Consider the following 16,022-nt stretch of genomic DNA (forward strand, 5'->3'; position numbering starts at 1 on the left):
AGCGGGGTGAAGCGTAGGCGAGCGGCTTTTACGTCAACGTGTTCGGAGGTGACCGCATTCCTCGGCATTCCCCGGCCGGAAGGCGGGCGGCGGGGCGCCTCAGTGCGACAGCGTCGCCGGGCTGCCGCCGTTCGCCTCGTACCCCGCGACGGCGAGCGCGCGGTACACCGCGTAGTCCGCGGCCGGGTCGGCGGAGACCGTCCAGGGCAGGGCGCCCACGTGGCCGTCCACGTGGATCAGCTGCTTCATCGCCTCGGCCCAGCGCTCGCAGCGGACCAGGAAGAAGACCAGGAGGTGCCGCACGTGCGCCAGCATCGGGTCGTCCGGGCGGGCCGAGTGCACGGCGTAGAGCGCGCCGCCGACCGCCTTGGTGACGGTCTCGCTCTCGTAGAAAGCGCGGACCAGATTGACCTCGGGCAGGTGCTCGTACACCGCGAAGAGCGGGAGCGCGGCCAGGAGCGAGCCCTTGGGGGCGCGGGCCGCTGCGGCCTCCGCGAAGCTGTTCGCGAGATCGCGCGAGCCGTGCCACTTCTCGCACCAGTAGTGCAGGGCCGCCAGATGCGCCCCCATATGCGCGGGCGCGCGGTCCAGGATCTTCAGCCACAGCTGCTCGAACTCCTCGCGGGGGTACGCGAGGCCGCGGGCGATCGACAGCTCGATGATGTACGGAACGGGGTCGCCGGGGGAGAGCAGCGCCGCCTGCGCGCAGGCCTCCTTCGCCTCCTCCAGGATGATCCGGAACTCGTCCGTCCCCGACGTCGAAGAGCGCCAGGCCTGCTGGACCAGGAACTCCGCGTGCACCGCCGCGCCGCCCGCGTCCTTGGGCGCCTCGGCCCGCCACACGCGCAGCCACTGCCCGCCGGGCTGGTCGCTGACCCCGCCGGGACGCTGCTGCAGCTCCAGGGATGCCGCGCCCGCGAACGCCTGCACGCGCTGCCAGCGCACCTCCCCGTGGATCTCCGTGCCCGCGAGCAGCTGCGAGGCCGCCTTCCAGCTCTGTGACTGCTGGACCACGTCCAGGACGTCCAGGAGGTCGTGGTCAGGGCCCGGCATGCGGATGTCCAGCTCCTCCTGACGCGCGAAGCCGTAGTCCGCGGGGTCCGCGGCGTCCGGTGAACCGGGGGCGACCTGGCGAATTCCGCCGCGCCTGCGCAGCAGGACAGGGCCGAGCACCGCCCCGATCATGATCGCCGCCATCAGCACCCAGAGAATTTCCATGAGTACAAGCGAACCAGACTGCTCGGACACTTGGCGAACCAGTCTCGAACTTGTCGGCCCCCACCCCGTCCCGGACTAGGCTCTGGCCGCATGAGTGACACGTTCAGCAGCCAGAGTTTCGAGACCGTCGCGATCCACGCGGGCAACACCGCCGACCCGCTCACCGGCGCGGTCGTCCCGCCGATCTATCAGGTGTCGACGTACAAGCAGGACGGCGTCGGCGGGCTGCGCGGCGGCTACGAGTACAGCCGCAGCGCCAACCCCACCCGCACCGCCCTGGAAGAGAACCTGGCCGCCCTGGAGGGCGGCAGGCGCGGGCTCGCCTTCGCGTCGGGTCTCGCCGCCGAGGACTGCCTGCTGCGTACGCTGCTCGGTCCCGGCGACCACGTGGTCATCCCCAATGACGCGTACGGCGGCACGTTCCGGCTCTTCGCCAAGGTCGTCTCGCGGTGGGGCGTCGAGTGGTCGGTGGCCGACACCTCCGACCCGGTGGCGGTACGGGCCGCGGTGACCGACCGTACGAAGGCGATCTGGGTGGAGACCCCCTCCAACCCGCTGCTCGGCATCACAGACATCGCCGCCGTCGCCCAGGTCGCCAAGGAGACGGGGGCGCGCCTCGTCGTCGACAACACCTTCGCGAGCCCTTACCTCCAGCAGCCTCTCGCGCTCGGCGCGGACGTCGTCGTGCACTCCCTGACGAAGTACATGGGCGGGCACTCGGACGTCGTGGGCGGCGCGCTCGTCGTGGGCGACGACGCGCTGGGCGAGGAGCTCGCGTTCCACCAGAACGCGATGGGCGCGGTGGCCGGGCCCTTCGACGCGTGGCTGGTCCTGCGGGGCATCAAGACCCTTGCCGTGCGGATGGACCGGCACAGCGAGAACGCGACGAAGGTCGCCGAGATGCTGACGCGGCACGCGCGCGTGACGCGCGTTCTCTACCCCGGCCTTCCGGAGCACCCCGGTCACGAGACCGCCGCCAAGCAGATGAAGTCCTTCGGCGGGATGGTGTCCTTCCAGGTCGCCGGGGGCGAGGAGGCCGCGGTCGCCGTCTGCGACCGCTCGAAGCTGTTCACCCTGGGGGAGTCGCTCGGTGGCGTGGAGTCCCTGATCGAGCACCCCGGGCGGATGACGCACGCGTCCGTGGTGGGCTCGGCCCTCGAGGTCCCCGCGGACCTGGTGCGGCTCTCGGTGGGCATCGAGAACGCGGACGACCTGCTGGCCGATCTGCAGCAGGCGCTCGGCTAGCGGCGCTTCTGGTGGGCGGGACCTGCACCGCCGCTTCGCGGCGGATCTTTCCCGCCCACCCACCCGATCACCCCGCATCAAGGCTCTGCGCAGGAGCCCTACCAGCGCGTCAGCGGTGGAGTCGTCTCCGAAGGCGGCTCCACCCAGGGCTGGGCGATCGACGCCCAGATGACGAAGGCGACGGCTGCGCCGAGCAGCAGGAACCACAGCAGCCTGCGCAGCGCCCTTCTGCGGCGCAGCATGCGGCCGCCGCGGCGGACCGCGTCTTCGTAGAGCTCGGGCGGGACCGAGGGGGGCGTGCCGTCGTCCAGAAGGTGGCGGACGGCGTCCTCCTTGCGGTCGAACTGGTTCATGACGGGGCCGCCTCCCCCAGGGGCCGCGGCGGCGCGGGGCCGCGCGGCGGATGCAGGACCGTCTCCATCGCGCGGGCGCAGATCGTCCCCACCCGGTCGGCGGGCAGCCCGAGCAGCGCGGCGGCCTGCTCCTCGGCGACACCTTCGTAGAGCCGCAGGACGAGAATCAGCCGCTCCTGGGGCGTGAGCCGGGCCAGGACGCCGCCGTGGCCGCGGTGCCGGCGCCAGGCACCGCGGGCGAACCGGATGGCCAGCTGCTGGCGGGTGCGGTCGTACGGGTCCTCGCCGCGCATCCGGTCCCAGGAGGCGTACGAGTGCGCCAGGGAAGCGGTCAGCAGGGCACGCGCGCGTGGGTTGGCGTCCGGCGGCTCGGCGGTGAGCAGCGTCGCGGCATGCAGCAGCCTGCCTGCCGCGCCCGCGACGAACGCCTCGAACTCCCGGGCCCGGCGGGCGTTCAGGAACGCCTGCCGCTCGCGCACCGCGCCTCCCGCCTGGAGGGGTCCGGCCCCCGGTCTCATATGAGGCCAGGCACACGGCCGGGGTCAATAGGCAGGAGGAGCCGGAGCGCAGGCGTCAGGAAGCGGGCGTGTCCGGAGGCGTCTGCGAGGTCTGCCGGGCGGAGAGCGCGGAATTGAAGCGCGTGAGGAGCGTGCAGAAGCTTTCGCGCTCCTGCGGGGACCAGTCGTCGGTCAGCTCGGCCATGAGGTCGCGCCGCGAGGAGCGCACTTCGTTGAGGCGCGCCTCGCCGCGCGGCGACAGCTGCAGCACAACGGCGCGGCCGTCCTCGGGGTGCGAGGTGCGTTTGACGAGGCCCGTGTCGACCAGTGGGGCGACCTGCCGGGTGACCGTCGACGAGTCGATGCCCATGCTCGCCGCGAGCGCCTTGACGCCCATCGGCCCCTCCTTGTCGAGGCGGTTGAGCAGCAGATATGCGGCGCGGTCCATGGAGTTGCGGACCTGTCCGACGCCGCCGAGGCGTGTCTGCTCCGCACGGCGGGCGAACACGGCCACCTGGTGCTGCAGCGTGTCGAGGAGGCCGGGATCGCTGGCGGTCGTCATGTCCGGAGTTGTGGGCATGGCCGGGGGCTCACTTCATGCGAGGGCGATGGGTTGGGGGACAGGGTACGCGGCCGGGACGCGAGGCGTACCGGCGCTGCGCAAACCAGTCTCGGCCCGTGGTCACCACAGGAGGACCCTGTTGTGAACTGGGAGACTGGCCGTCATGAGCTACCGCACGCCTCACTCCTTGCCGACGGTCACCCTCGACGACGTGCGCGGTGCCCAGAAGATGCTCTCGGGTGTGTCCAGGGTGACGGCGATGGAGGGCAGCAGGCACCTGTCGCAGCTGGTGGGATCGCCGGTCCACTTCAAGTGCGAGAACCTCCAGCGGACGGGCTCCTTCAAGCTGCGCGGGGCGTACGTACGGATCGCGGGGCTGCTCCCGGAGGAGCGCGCGGCCGGGGTGGTGGCCGCGAGCGCGGGCAACCACGCGCAGGGCGTGGCCCTGGCGTCCTCGCTCCTCGGCGTGCGCTCCACGGTCTTCATGCCGGTGGGCGCCCCGCTGCCCAAGGTCGCCGCGACCCGTGAGTACGGCGCCGAGGTGCGGATGCACGGTCAGGTGGTCGACGAGACGCTGGCCGCCGCGCAGGAGTACGCGCACGAGACGGGCGCCGTGTTCATCCACCCCTTCGACCACCCGGACATCATCGCGGGGCAGGGCACGGTGGGTCTGGAGATCCTGGAGCAGTGCCCCGAGCTGCGCACCCTGGTCCTCGGTATCGGCGGCGGCGGGCTCGCGGCGGGCATCGCGGTGGCGGTCAAGACGCTGCGCCCCGACGTGAAGCTGATCGGCGTGCAGGCCGCGGGCGCCGCCGCGTACCCGCCCTCGCTGGCCGCCGGGCACCCGGTGTCCATCGAGAACCCGGCGACGATGGCCGACGGCATCAAGGTCGGGCGGCCCGGCGACGTGCCGTTCCGGATCATCGAGGACCTGCTCGACGACGTGGTCACCGTCTCCGAGGACGAGCTGTCCAGCGCGCTGTTGCTCTGCCTGGAGCGGGCCAAGATGGTCGTCGAACCGGCCGGTGCGAGCCCCGTCGCGGCGCTTTTGAGCAGGCCGGAGGAGTTCGAGGGCCCTGTGGTCGCGCTCCTGTCGGGCGGCAACGTGGATCCGCTCCTGATGCAGCGGATCCTGCGCCACGGCATGGCGGCCGGGGGCCGCTATCTCTCGCTGCGCCTGCGTCTGACGGACCGGCCGGGGGCGCTTGCCACGCTCCTCGGGGCGTTGTCAGTGGTCGACGCTAACGTCCTGGACGTGAGCCACGTGCGGACCGATCCGCGCCTCGGACTCACGGAGGCGGAGGTGGAGTTGCACCTGGAGACGAAGGGCCCCGCGCACTGCGTCGAGGTCGGCACGGCTCTGCGCGAGGCGGGTTACACCGTCATCGGCTGACGGTCCGCGAGCCGTTCTGCGTTTTCCACAGGCTTCGCCCATCCCGTTGTAAAGACGCGATGTATCGCGTTATGGTGTGTCTCACGTCACTGGTCGCCGGGCGCGTCCTACCCGGCAAATCTAAGCTTTTCCGTAGGAAGTCACCCAAACCACTGGGAGAACCCTCATGCCAGGCGCCATCTACGCCGAAGGCCTTGTGAAGACCTTCGGCGACGTAAAGGCTCTGGACGGCGTCGATCTGGATGTCCCGGAAGGCACCGTGCTCGGCCTCCTCGGACCGAACGGCGCGGGCAAAACCACCGCGGTGCGCTGTCTGACGACGCTGCTGACACCGGACCGCGGCCGGGCGGTCGTCGCGGGCATCGACGTACTGAAGAATCCGAACGAAGTACGGCGCTCGATCGGCCTCTCGGGCCAGTTCGCCGCCGTCGACGAGTACTTGACGGGCCGCGAGAACCTCCAAATGGTGGGCCAGCTCTATCAGATGAAGGCCAAGGAGGCGAAGGCCAGGGCGGGCGAGCTGCTCGACCGGTTCAACCTCGCCGACGCCGCGGACCGCCCCTCCAAGACGTATTCGGGAGGCATGCGCCGCCGCCTCGACCTCGCGGCAGCGCTCGTCGTGTCGCCCCCGGTGATGTTCATGGACGAGCCGACGACGGGCCTCGACCCGCGCAACCGGCAGCAGCTCTGGGAGGTCATCCAGGAGCTGGTGTCGGGCGGCACGACCCTGCTGCTCACCACGCAGTACCTCGAAGAGGCCGACCACCTCGCGCACGACATCTGCGTCGTCGACCACGGCCGGGTCATCGCGCGCGGCACCTCCGACCAGCTCAAGGCGCAGACCGGCGGCGAGCGCGTCGAGGTCGTGGTGCACGAGCGCGAGCACATCACCCCGGCCGAGGAGGTCCTGCGGGGCCTCGGCAAGGGCGAGGTCGCCGTCGAGAGCCACACCCGCAAGCTCACGGTCCCGGTCTCCGGCGGCGCCAAGCTGCTCGCCGAGGTCATCCGCGAGCTGGACAACCGCGGTGTCGAGATCGACGACATCGGGCTGCGCCGCCCCACCCTGGACGACGTGTTCATCTCGCTGACGGGCCACGTTGCGGAGGCGGCACCGAACGGCGAGAACGGCGAGAACGGCCAGGACGCCAAGGGCGCCGAGGACATGGAGGACGCGAAGTGAGCGCTGTATCCGACACCCGGCCGATCCTGGCGCCCCGCCCCAAGGGCGGCGTCGTCCAGTCGGCCAGGGACTCGCTCGTCGTGGCCAAAAGGAACCTGATCCGCATGACCAGGATCCCCGAGATGATCCTTTTCGGGGTCATCCAACCGGTGATGTTCGTGGTCCTTTTCACGTACGTCTTCGGCGGTTCCATCAACATTCCGGGCGCACCCGCGGGCAGCGCGAGCGCCTACAAGGAATTCCTGATGGCGGGCATCTTCGCGCAGACCGTCACGTTCGCCACGGCGGGCGCCGGCGCGGGCATCGCGGACGACATGCACAAAGGCCTGATCGACCGCTTCCGGTCGCTGCCGATGGCACGCGGCGCCGTGCTGACCGGCCGCACCCTCGCGGATCTGGTGCAGACGGCCGTGACCCTGGCCGTGCTCGCCGTGGTGGCGCTGATCGTCGGCTGGCGCACGCACGAGAACATCGGCAAGGTCCTCGCGGGCTTCGGCCTGCTCCTCCTGCTCGGCTATGCCTTCACGTGGATCGGTGCGCTGATCGGCCTGTCCGTGCGGACCCCCGAGGCGGCGACCTCGGGCGGCCTGATCTGGCTGTTCCCGCTGACGTTCATCTCGAACGCGTTCGTGCCGGTCAACGGCATGCCGAGGTTCCTGCAGTACGTCGCCGAGTGGAACCCGTTCAGTGCCACGGTGGCAGCGGCCCGGGACCTGTTCGGCAACACGATCGAGGGCGTTCCCAAGTCGGTCACGGGAGCCTGGCCGATGGAGCACCCCGTCCTGGCTTCGCTGATCTGGTCCGTGCTGATCATCGTGGCGTTCCGCACGCTCGCGGTCCGCAAGTACCGCCGGGCGGACTAGCCGGGCCCGGACACGCGAAAGGCCCCCGCACGCCCGGTGCGGGGGCCTTCCGTTTCGCCGGAGCGTGCCTCAGGCCTGGTACGGCTTCGCCTGGAGGATCTTCACCGAGGCGAGCTTGCCGTTCGGCAGTTCGTACTGCGCGTCCTCGCCGATCTTCTTGCCGTTCACGCCGCTGCCCAGCGGCGACTGCGGCGAATACGTCTCGATATCGGCGCTCGCGTACTCGCGGGAGGCGAGCAGGAACGTCACGGTGTCGTCCTCGTCGCCGTCAAAGGCGATCGTCACGACCATGCCGGGCGCGACCACGCCGTCCGCGGCCGGTGCCTCACCGACCTTTGCGTGCTCCAGGAGCTGGGTCAGCTGGCGCACGCGGAGCTCCTGCTTGCCCTGCTCCTCCTTGGCCGCGTGGTACCCGCCGTTCTCGCGCAGGTCGCCCTCCTCACGCGCCGCCGCGATCTTCGTGGAGATCTCGGTGCGCGCGGGACCAGACAGGTACTCCAGCTCGGCCTTGAGCTGGTTGTACGCCTCCTGGGTCAGCCAGGTGACGTTTTCGCTGGTCTGGGTCACAGGTGCTCCTCGTAGGTACTGGGAATACAAAGCATCGCCCTACCCAGAAGGATGTTCCCTAACGGGTGGGCGAAACCACGAGCCTAACAATTCAGGCGCGTGAGGGGGAGGACATAAGCCATCAGAAATACGTCGACGCAGGTGAGCGCCGGTACACCGGGGGCGTCGGCTGGTCAGCGTGACGCAAGGGGCGCGCCGGCGCCGGTCAGCGGGCGAGCCGGCGTCAGTCCGAATGGCAGCCGAGCAGCTCGGCACTCGTCCCGCGGGCCTTCGTACGGAGCGTGACGACCTTGTCGATCCGGCCGGTGTCCTGGTCGAAGCGGAAGTCCGCGCGACCCACCTCTTCGCCGTCCTCGGCCTGCGAGCGCAGGGTGCAGTAGCCGTGCGCGTCCGCGTCCTTGCGTACTTCCAGGTGCACCTTGACCGCGCTGTCCGACACGACGTCGAACTTGATCACTTCGCCGCTGACCTTGGTGCCGGAGACGTAGTCGTATCCGAACCAGCCGATCATCAGGAGGAAGAGCACACCGAGGACGCTGCCGATGATCTTCAGCTTGCGGTCCGCCCGCTCGTCGGCCGAGCGCGCCTGGTCGTAGCGACCCTCGGGGAGCTTGTCGCTCACGGCGGCCATGATCGTCCTCCAGGAAAAGGGGATGCCGGAATTTTCCGCCCCCCGCTTCCGTCACTATAGAAGCCGCCCATTGCGCCAAATCGACCAGGGCGCCGGATCACTGAGGATCGAGTCTTGACTGAGCAGCTGCGACTGATGGCCGTGCACGCCCACCCCGACGACGAGTCGTCGAAGGGCGCGGCCACCATGGCCAAGTACGTGTCCGAGGGGGTGGACGTGCATGTCGTGACCTGCACGGGCGGGGAGCGCGGCGACATCCTCAACCCCAAGCTCCAGGGTGACAAGTACATCCAGGAGAACATCCACGAGGTGCGCCGCAAGGAGATGGACGAGGCGCGCGAGATCCTCGGCGTCAAGCAGGACTGGCTCGGCTTCGTCGACTCGGGTCTGCCCGAGGGCGACCCGCTGCCGCCGCTGCCCGAGGGCTGCTTCGCCCTTGAGGACGTCGACAAGGCCGCCGGTGAGCTGGTCCGGCAGATCCGCTCCTTCCGTCCGCAGGTCATCACGACGTACGACGAGAACGGCGGCTATCCGCACCCCGACCACATCATGACCCACAAGATCTCGATGGTGGCCTTCGACGGTGCGGCCGACGCCGAGAAGTACCCGGAGAGCGAGTTCGGGCCGGTCTACCGCCCGCTGAAGCTCTACTACAACCAGGGCTTCAACCGTCCCCGCACCGAGGCGCTGCACCACGCGATGCTCGACAAGGGCATGGAGTCGCCCTACGGGGACTGGCTCAAGCGCTGGGACGAGTTCGAGCGGGTCGAGCGCACCCTGACCACCCACGTTCCCTGCGCCGACTTCTACGAGGTCCGGGACAGGGCGCTGATCGCGCACGCCACGCAGATCGACCCCGAGGGCGGCTGGTTCCGGGTGCCGATGGAGCTCCAGAAGGAGGTCTGGCCCACGGAGGAGTACGAGCTCGCGAAGTCGCTCGTCGATACATCCCTCCCCGAGGACGACCTCTTTGCGGGCATCCGCGACAATGCCTAGCGTGAACGTACATCTGGCAATGACGCATCTCGTCCCTCTCGCCAAAGAGGTCGACGATGACAAGGTGACCCCGGGTGTTCTCGGCTTCATCGTCTTCGCGGTGATGGCTCTGGCCGTCTGGGGGCTGATGAAGTCGATGAACAAGCACATGCGGAAGGTCGACTTCAAGGAACCCGCGGAAGCCACCTCCGCCGAGAGCAAGCCCGCAGAGGCCGAGCCCCGCAAGGGCTAGGGAGCACTCGTCACCGTCACTCCCATCACCTCCCGGGAGTGGCGGTTCGGCACCATGCCCAGGCTCCAGGCCTGCCAGCCGGCCTCCAGGTCGGCGCCGCGCTGCAGGAGCAGGCCGTACGCCTCCATGTAGTCGACGAGCGCCCCGTCGCGCGTCGGGTGACCGGCGCGGACCAGCTGGTTGAGCTCCTCCTGGGCGACGGCGGTGCCGATCTCCCAGCCGCCGGGCGACGCGTACGGCAGCAGGGTGCAGCGCAGGAAGCGGGCCCAGTCGCCGCCGCGGCGGTCGCCGTACGAGGCGAAGAGCTCGGCGGCCTCGTCGCACAGGGCGAGCGCCTGCTGGGCGCGCGTGTTCCCCGCGTCGACGACCGCGAGCTCCAGGCACGTCCAGGCCTCGCCGTGCGCGACGCCGATGCGCTGGAAGTCCGCACGGGCGTCCACCAGGAGCTGGCGGGCGAAGCCGGAGTTGCGCAGCGAGCCCGTCTGGGCGGCACGCTGGTCGCGCGTGACCCGCGCCGAGTGGTGCCGGGCGCAGGCCAGTCCGTACACGTCCCGCATCCGCGAGAACATCGTCCGCGAGCGCTCGAGCTCGCGCACCGCCTGGTCGAGCTGGCCCGCCTCCTCCAGGGCCTGGCCCAGGTAGTAGGCGCTCCACGCCTCGCCGCGCGCGTCCTCGTTCTCGCGGTGCCGCGACACCGCCTGCCGCAGGCCGTCCACCGCGGCCGACGCGTCGCCCTCCACCATGCGGGCCCGCGCCAGCTGCGTCAGGGCCCACGCCTCGCCGCGGCCGTCGCGCGTACGCCCGTACAGCTCCAGGGCGCCGCGCAGCTGCTCCTCCGCACGCGGTACGTCGCCCATGCGCAGGCACAGCTGGCCGAGCTGGAAGTGCGCCCACGCCTCGCCGTGCAGGGAGTCGTTCTCGCGGTGCAGGGCGAGGGAGGCCTCCAGGAGGCCGAGGGCCTTGTTGAGGTTGGAGCGGTCGCGCTCCACCGCCGCGAGGGCGTGCATCGTCCAGGCGCGGTCACCGGCGAGCTCGTCGGCGGCCTGCAGATCGAGGGCCTCGCTGAGCCGGGCCGCCGCCTCCGTCAGATTGCCCTGGTGGTGCAGGGTGATCCCCAGGGAGCACAGGGCGAGGGCCGCGCCCGCGTCCTGGTGGGCCTCCATGTAGAGGTCGACGACCGACGTCAGGGTCGTCCGCGCCTGGTCGAGCTCGCCGAGCTGCCGGGACGCGATACCCGTGCGCCACTGCACGCTCCGCGTGAGAAGCCCCTGGTCGACGGCTTGCGCGAGCTCGCTGATCTCGCCCAGGCGGTAGAGGTCGCCGCGCAGCAGGCAGTAGTCGCACAGCGCGCCCAGGAGGTGGAGCACCGCCTGCTGGTCGACGCCCTCCGCGTGCCGCAGCGCCGCCGTGATGAAGCTCGACTCGTCGTCCAGCCAGCGCAGGGCGGCGTCGAGCGAGGAGAAGCCGTGCCGGTCGAACTGGCCGGCCCGCGTCGACATCTTGCCGTCGACCAGACGGATCACGGACCCGGCGAGCTCGCTGTAGCTGACGATCAGCCGCTCCTGCGCGGCCGTGCGCTCACTCGGCTCCTCCTCGTCAAGGACGCGGGCGAGCGCGAAGGCCCGTACGAGATCGTGCAGGCGGTAGCGGCTGCCGCGCACGTGGTCGACGAGGCCCGCGCGCGAGAGCGCGGTCAGCTGGCGGGCCGCCTCCTGCTCGTCGGCGCCGAGCAGGGCAGCGGCGGCGGCCGTCCCCAGGGACGCGCGGCCCGCGAGGGCGAGCCTGCGCAGGAGGCGCCGCGCGGGCTCTGCCTGGTCGGTGTAGCGCAGCCACAGGACGCGCTCCACGGGCTCCACCGGCCCGTACGCGGCGAGGTCGGCGGCCAGCTCGCGCGGGGTGCGCGAGCCGATCGAGGAGCCCGCGACGCGCAGGGCGAGCGGCAGGCCGCCGCACAACTCCCGCACCGCGTCCTCGGACTCGGCGTCGTAGGGCCCCGAAGCGTCCTGCGCGGCCTCCCTCAGGAGCTCCTCGGCGCCCGCCGCGTCCAGCGGCTCCACCGCCAGCTGGTGCACCCAGGCGGGCAGGTCGGCGGGGAGTTCGAGCGGCTTGCGGGTGGTGACGATCACGAGGCTGTCGGAGCGCTCGGGCACCAGGGTGCGCACCTGTGCCGGGTCGCTCACGTCGTCCAGTACGACGGTCACCGCGAGGCCGGTCAGATACTGGTGGTAGAGCTCGCTGAGCCGCTTGACCTGCTGCTCCTGCGAGGAACGCTCCCGGAACAGCAACTGCTCGCGCGGCGCGCCCAATCGATTCAGCAGATGCAGGAGCGCGTCCCGCGTGGACAGCGGCTGGGAGCTCTCGCCCCGCAGGTCGACGACGCACGCACCCCGGAACTGGTCCCGCAGATCGTGCGCGGCACGCACCGCCAGCGAGGAGCGCCCGGAGCCGGGCGCGCCGTGCAGCACGACCACGGTGGGCCGGGTCTCTGTGCTGGCCCGCGCGGCGTGCACCCACTGCGCGACCCGCGCGAGCTCGGCGCGCCGCCCGGCGAACGGGCCCTCGGGCTCCGGCAGTTGGGTGAAGGACTGCTCCAGTACGGTGCGCCTGCGGGCCGCCGCGCTCTTGTCCGTGCCGCGCAGCTGGGGCGCGGCCTTCTTCTTGGCGCCCCCGGAAGAGGCCTGGAGCACCCGCTGCTGGTCGATGAAGGGCCGGATGCCCCGCACCTCAAGGGCCGTCAGCCACTGGAGCCGCAGCTGCTCGGGCCCGCCCGGCTGGTTGATCGCACCGGCGCGGCGGCTGGCGTCGGGCACATGGGACGCGGTGACCTTCAGCACGGTGGCGGCCGCACCGACGGCACCCACGACCGCGCCCGCGCCCAGCGCGGTCGACGTCCCCGTCCCGAGCACGAGGTCGGCGACACACGCGGTCACGGCCGCAACGACGGCCACGAGCAGCGGAGTTCCCGCCCCCTCCTTCGCATAGCGCTGCGCGAAGGAGAGCTGCCCGGCCTGCGCCTCGTCGACGGCCCGCGTATAGGCCGTGTACTCCTCGTCGGCGGTCTGCCCCATGGCGTCGAGCGCCCCCCGGGCCCGCGAGAGCAGCACACCCCCGTCGATGCGCCCGCCGGAGCGCCGCACCTCTTCCTCCACCGCCCGCACCAACAGCCGCTCGGCTTCGGCCCGATGGCTGTCCCGCATATGGGTCCCCCTCCGAGAGCAACATCTGAGATCAGCAGTCGCCTGCGGTCACAAGTGTCCTGCGTACGGGCCGTCGGCGCGAGGGAGTCTCGGGATCATGCGGGGGACTTCTGCTGTGCGGGGGCGCAACGAGGATCACTCCTCCCGCCGGGTCAGAGCCCCGCGAGCTCTCGCAGCCTGCCCAGCGCGGGGTTTCTTTCGATCGCCGGGTACTGCTGCACGAGCCAGGTGATTCCGGACGTGACGAATGAGCGCACGGCGACTTCGTAGTCGGCGAGCAGACACTCCGGTGCTACGGGACCCGCGTTGTACGAGGGGGTGAACCTCACCCGGTCACCGGCGAGTTCAACGTGAATCACGTAGGTGTTCTCGGTGAAGTCGATGTCCGCTGCACCGCCGGAATGCAGTGTTTTCAGGGAATACGCCAGGGTGAACATGATGTCGACCAGGGGCGTCCCAGCCCCGGCCAGAAGTTCCTGCTCGGCCACCTTGAAAACTACGGTGCACTCAAAATATCCGTAGCGCAGATCCGTCGCGCTGAGGGCGGCCAGATCGATCCGCCCCGCCTCCCAAGCACGCCGGGCGCCGGCGGGGATGTCCCGGCTGCCCTCGGGGTCGAAGCTGATGTGCGGCATCAGGTCTCCTGGTTCTGTTGATCGGTCCGCTGGTGACGTAGTCTGCGGCCCGACCCGGCGCGGGGCCGGCGCAGTCTTCGGTTCGACATGCCAGCGGGCCCGTGGCACATACGCACCCCCAGGCCGTGTGCGCGAGGATGGGGGGTATGCCGAACCGACTGGCCCATGAGACGTCCCCCTACCTCCTTCAGCACGCCGACAACCCCGTCGACTGGTGGCCCTGGTCGGCGGAGGCTTTCGCAGAGGCGCGGGAGCGAGGCGTTCCCGTGCTGCTCAGCGTGGGGTACAGCAGCTGCCACTGGTGTCACGTCATGGCGCACGAGTCGTTCGAGGACGACGGCACGGCCGCCTTCCTGAACGAACACTTCGTCAACATCAAGGTGGACCGCGAGGAGCGGCCCGACATCGACGCCGTCTACATGGAAGCCGTACAGGCCGCGACGGGCCAGGGCGGCTGGCCCATGACCGTCTTCCTCACGCCCGACGCCGAGCCCTTCTACTTCGGCACGTACTTCCCGCCCGAGCCCCGGCACGGCATGCCGTCCTTCCAGCAGGTGGCCGACGGGGTGCGGCGCGCCTGGACGGACCGGCGCGACGAGGTCGACGAGGTCGCCGGCAAGATCGTCCGCGACCTCTCCGAGCGGCAGCTGGCGTTCGGCGCCGACGAGCTGCCCGGCGAGGACGACCTCGCGCAGGCGCTGCTCGGCCTGACGCGCGACTACGACGCGACGCAGGGCGGATTCGGCGGCGCGCCCAAGTTCCCGCCGTCCATGGTCATCGAGTTCCTGCTGCGGCACTACGCCCGCACCGGCTCCGAGGGCGCCCTCCAGATGGCGGCCGACACCTGCGAGCGGATGGCGCGCGGCGGGATCTACGACCAGCTCGGCGGCGGGTTCGCGCGCTACTCCGTGGACCGCGAGTGGGTCGTGCCGCACTTCGAGAAGATGCTGTACGACAACGCCCTGCTCTGCCGGGTCTACGCCCACCTGTGGCGGGCCACCGGCTCCGACCTCGCCCGGCGCGTCGCCCTGGAGACCGCCGACTTCATGGTGCGCGAACTGCGCACGAACGAAGGCGGGTTCGCCTCCGCGCTCGACGCGGACAGCGAGGACCCCGCGAGCGGCAAGCACGTCGAGGGCGCGTACTACGTGTGGACGCCGCAGCAGCTGCGCGAGGTGCTCGGCGACGCGGACGCGGAGATCGCCGCGGCGTACTTCGGGGTGACGGAGGAAGGGACCTTCGAGGAAGGCGCTTCGGTCCTGCAGCTTCCTGCGGACAGCGGCGTGGTGGCGGATGCCGCGCGCCTCGCCTCGATCCGGGAGCGGCTGCTCGCGGCGCGGGCGGAGCGGCCCGCGCCCGGCCGTGACGACAAGGTCGTCGCCGCCTGGAACGGCCTTGCCGTCGCCGCGCTCGCGGAGGTGGGGGCGTTCTTCGAGCGGCCGGATCTGGTGGCGGCGGCGGTGGGTGCCGGGGACTTGCTGGTGCGCCTGCACATGGACGACAGGGCACGGCTCTCCCGTACGTCCAGGGACGGCGTCGTGGGCGCCAACGCCGGTGTCCTTGAGGACTACGCGGATGTCGCCGAGGGGTTCCTCGCGCTGGCCTCCGTGACGGGGGAGGGAGTGTGGCTGGAGTTCGCCGGGTTCCTGCTCGACCACGTCCTCGGCCAGTTCGTGGACGCGGAGTCGGGGTCGCTGTACGACACTGCGGCTGACGCCGAGCAGCTGATCAGGCGGCCGCAGGACCCCACCGACAATGCGGTGCCGTCCGGGTGGACGGCGGCTGCGGGGGCGCTTCTGTCGTACGCGGCGCATACGGGGGCCTCGCCTCATCGTGAGGCGGCCGAGCGGGCGTTGGGGGTCGTGAAGGGGCTCGCGCCCCGGGCCCCGCGGTTCATCGGGAACGGGTTGGCGGTGGCCGAGGCGGCCCTCGACGGCCCTCGTGAGGTCGCCGTCATCGGTGAGGTGGGGGGCGAGCTGCACCGTACGGCGCTGTTGGGTACGGCGCCGGGGGCCGTTGTCGCCGCCGGGCCTGCGGGCGCCGGCGAGTTCCCGCTGCTCGCGGGGAGGGAGCAGCCCGCGGCCTACGTCTGCCGCCGCTTCGTCTGCGACGCGCCTACCGCTGACGCGGGGGAGCTTGCAGCGAAGCTCTCGGGCTGAGGGCTCGGGGGGCGGTCCCTGCGGGGCTTCGTCCCCAACCCCGCCCCTTCCCGGCTGTATCTATTAGCGGCTCCGCAGCCCTGTCCGGACCGGGGGCTTCATCCCCAACCCCGCCCCTTCCCGAAAACCCGCTCGGCGCGGGGGCCCTGTGCCTGTGCGTGCCGTCATCACCGGCTCCGCCGAGTTCGTCCCCAAACGCCGGACGGGCTAAGAGGTTCCGGCCGGGCTGGATGGATCCAGCCCCGCCGGCGTTTGAGGCCATCTTGTCGGGGTCTGGGGCGGAGCCCCAGGTAG

At 71.0% G+C, this 16,022-nt stretch carries 15 protein-coding genes; 7 read left to right on the forward strand and 8 right to left on the reverse strand.

Annotated elements, in window-relative coordinates; translation table 11 throughout:
• Positions 1-99 precede the first annotated feature (99 nt).
• Positions 100-1,218 carry a hypothetical protein gene (locus tag ACWFR3_RS12245; protein ID WP_453734491.1) on the reverse strand — a complete coding sequence of 373 codons (1,119 nt, stop codon included), beginning with the start codon at positions 1,216-1,218 and terminating at the stop codon, positions 100-102.
• A gap of 90 nt (positions 1,219-1,308) precedes the next feature.
• Between ACWFR3_RS12245 and ACWFR3_RS12250 the strand changes: the two genes are divergently transcribed.
• Positions 1,309-2,463 (forward strand): cystathionine gamma-synthase, encoded by a 1,155-nt coding sequence (locus ACWFR3_RS12250; protein WP_453734492.1) that lies wholly within the window; start codon positions 1,309-1,311, stop codon positions 2,461-2,463.
• Between the two features lie 98 nt (positions 2,464-2,561).
• Here ACWFR3_RS12250 and ACWFR3_RS12255 read toward each other — a convergent pair whose 3' ends face one another.
• The 3 genes from ACWFR3_RS12255 to ACWFR3_RS12265 form a co-directional block, all read right to left on the reverse strand.
• Complete coding sequence (locus tag ACWFR3_RS12255; RefSeq protein WP_453734493.1) at positions 2,562-2,816, reverse strand: hypothetical protein; 255 nt, start codon at positions 2,814-2,816, stop codon at positions 2,562-2,564.
• Complete coding sequence (locus ACWFR3_RS12260) at positions 2,813-3,295, reverse strand: sigma factor-like helix-turn-helix DNA-binding protein (RefSeq protein WP_453734494.1); 483 nt, start codon at positions 3,293-3,295, stop codon at positions 2,813-2,815. Before ACWFR3_RS12260 ends, ACWFR3_RS12255 begins: the two co-directional genes overlap by 4 nt.
• 94 nt (positions 3,296-3,389) lie before the next feature.
• Positions 3,390-3,893, reverse strand: a complete 504-nt coding sequence (locus ACWFR3_RS12265) for a MarR family winged helix-turn-helix transcriptional regulator (RefSeq protein ID WP_190085245.1) — start codon at positions 3,891-3,893, stop codon at positions 3,390-3,392.
• A 145-nt stretch (positions 3,894-4,038) separates the two neighbouring features.
• Between ACWFR3_RS12265 and ilvA the strand changes: the two genes are divergently transcribed.
• From ilvA to ACWFR3_RS12280, 3 genes are all read left to right on the forward strand, one after another.
• Positions 4,039-5,268, forward strand: a complete 1,230-nt coding sequence (gene ilvA / locus ACWFR3_RS12270) for a threonine ammonia-lyase (protein ID WP_453734495.1) — start codon at positions 4,039-4,041, stop codon at positions 5,266-5,268.
• 166 nt (positions 5,269-5,434) lie between these two features.
• Positions 5,435-6,448 (forward strand): ATP-binding cassette domain-containing protein, encoded by a 1,014-nt coding sequence (locus ACWFR3_RS12275; RefSeq protein ID WP_453734496.1) that lies wholly within the window; start codon positions 5,435-5,437, stop codon positions 6,446-6,448.
• The gene (locus ACWFR3_RS12280) at positions 6,445-7,311 is read left to right on the forward strand and encodes an ABC transporter permease (protein ID WP_453734497.1); all 867 of its coding nucleotides are present in this window, start codon (positions 6,445-6,447) and stop codon (positions 7,309-7,311) included. The genes ACWFR3_RS12275 and ACWFR3_RS12280 overlap by 4 nt, the downstream gene beginning before the upstream one ends.
• 69 nt (positions 7,312-7,380) lie before the next feature.
• Here ACWFR3_RS12280 and greA read toward each other — a convergent pair whose 3' ends face one another.
• Both greA and ACWFR3_RS12290 read right to left on the reverse strand, forming a co-directional pair.
• The gene (gene greA, locus ACWFR3_RS12285; protein WP_453734498.1) at positions 7,381-7,878 is read right to left on the reverse strand and encodes a transcription elongation factor GreA; all 498 of its coding nucleotides are present in this window, start codon (positions 7,876-7,878) and stop codon (positions 7,381-7,383) included.
• A 223-nt stretch (positions 7,879-8,101) separates the two neighbouring features.
• Complete coding sequence (locus ACWFR3_RS12290) at positions 8,102-8,509, reverse strand: DUF4307 domain-containing protein (RefSeq protein ID WP_453734499.1); 408 nt, start codon at positions 8,507-8,509, stop codon at positions 8,102-8,104.
• A gap of 114 nt (positions 8,510-8,623) precedes the next feature.
• Here ACWFR3_RS12290 and mca point away from each other — a divergent pair, with 114 nt between their 5' ends.
• Together mca and ACWFR3_RS12300 are read left to right on the forward strand one after the other, a co-directional pair.
• Positions 8,624-9,505 (forward strand): mycothiol conjugate amidase Mca, encoded by an 882-nt coding sequence (gene mca, locus ACWFR3_RS12295; protein WP_453734500.1) that lies wholly within the window; start codon positions 8,624-8,626, stop codon positions 9,503-9,505.
• Between the two features lie 19 nt (positions 9,506-9,524).
• Positions 9,525-9,737: a hypothetical protein gene (locus ACWFR3_RS12300; protein WP_453734516.1), complete on the forward strand. Its 213-nt coding sequence runs from the start codon at positions 9,525-9,527 to the stop codon at positions 9,735-9,737.
• Here the strand turns inward: ACWFR3_RS12300 and ACWFR3_RS12305 are convergent.
• Positions 9,734-12,934: a tetratricopeptide repeat protein gene (locus ACWFR3_RS12305; RefSeq protein ID WP_453734501.1), complete on the reverse strand. Its 3,201-nt coding sequence runs from the start codon at positions 12,932-12,934 to the stop codon at positions 9,734-9,736. The two genes, ACWFR3_RS12300 and ACWFR3_RS12305, sit on opposite strands and share 4 nt — an antisense overlap.
• A 152-nt stretch (positions 12,935-13,086) precedes the next feature.
• Positions 13,087-13,569 carry a hypothetical protein gene (locus tag ACWFR3_RS12310; RefSeq protein ID WP_453734502.1) on the reverse strand — a complete coding sequence of 161 codons (483 nt, stop codon included), beginning with the start codon at positions 13,567-13,569 and terminating at the stop codon, positions 13,087-13,089.
• Positions 13,570-13,715: 146 nt separating this feature from the next.
• Here ACWFR3_RS12310 and ACWFR3_RS12315 point away from each other — a divergent pair, with 146 nt between their 5' ends.
• Complete coding sequence (locus ACWFR3_RS12315; RefSeq protein ID WP_453734503.1) at positions 13,716-15,728, forward strand: thioredoxin domain-containing protein; 2,013 nt, start codon at positions 13,716-13,718, stop codon at positions 15,726-15,728.
• Positions 15,729-16,022: the final 294 nt, after the last annotated feature.

This window comes from Streptomyces sp. NPDC055189, assembly GCF_053606765.1.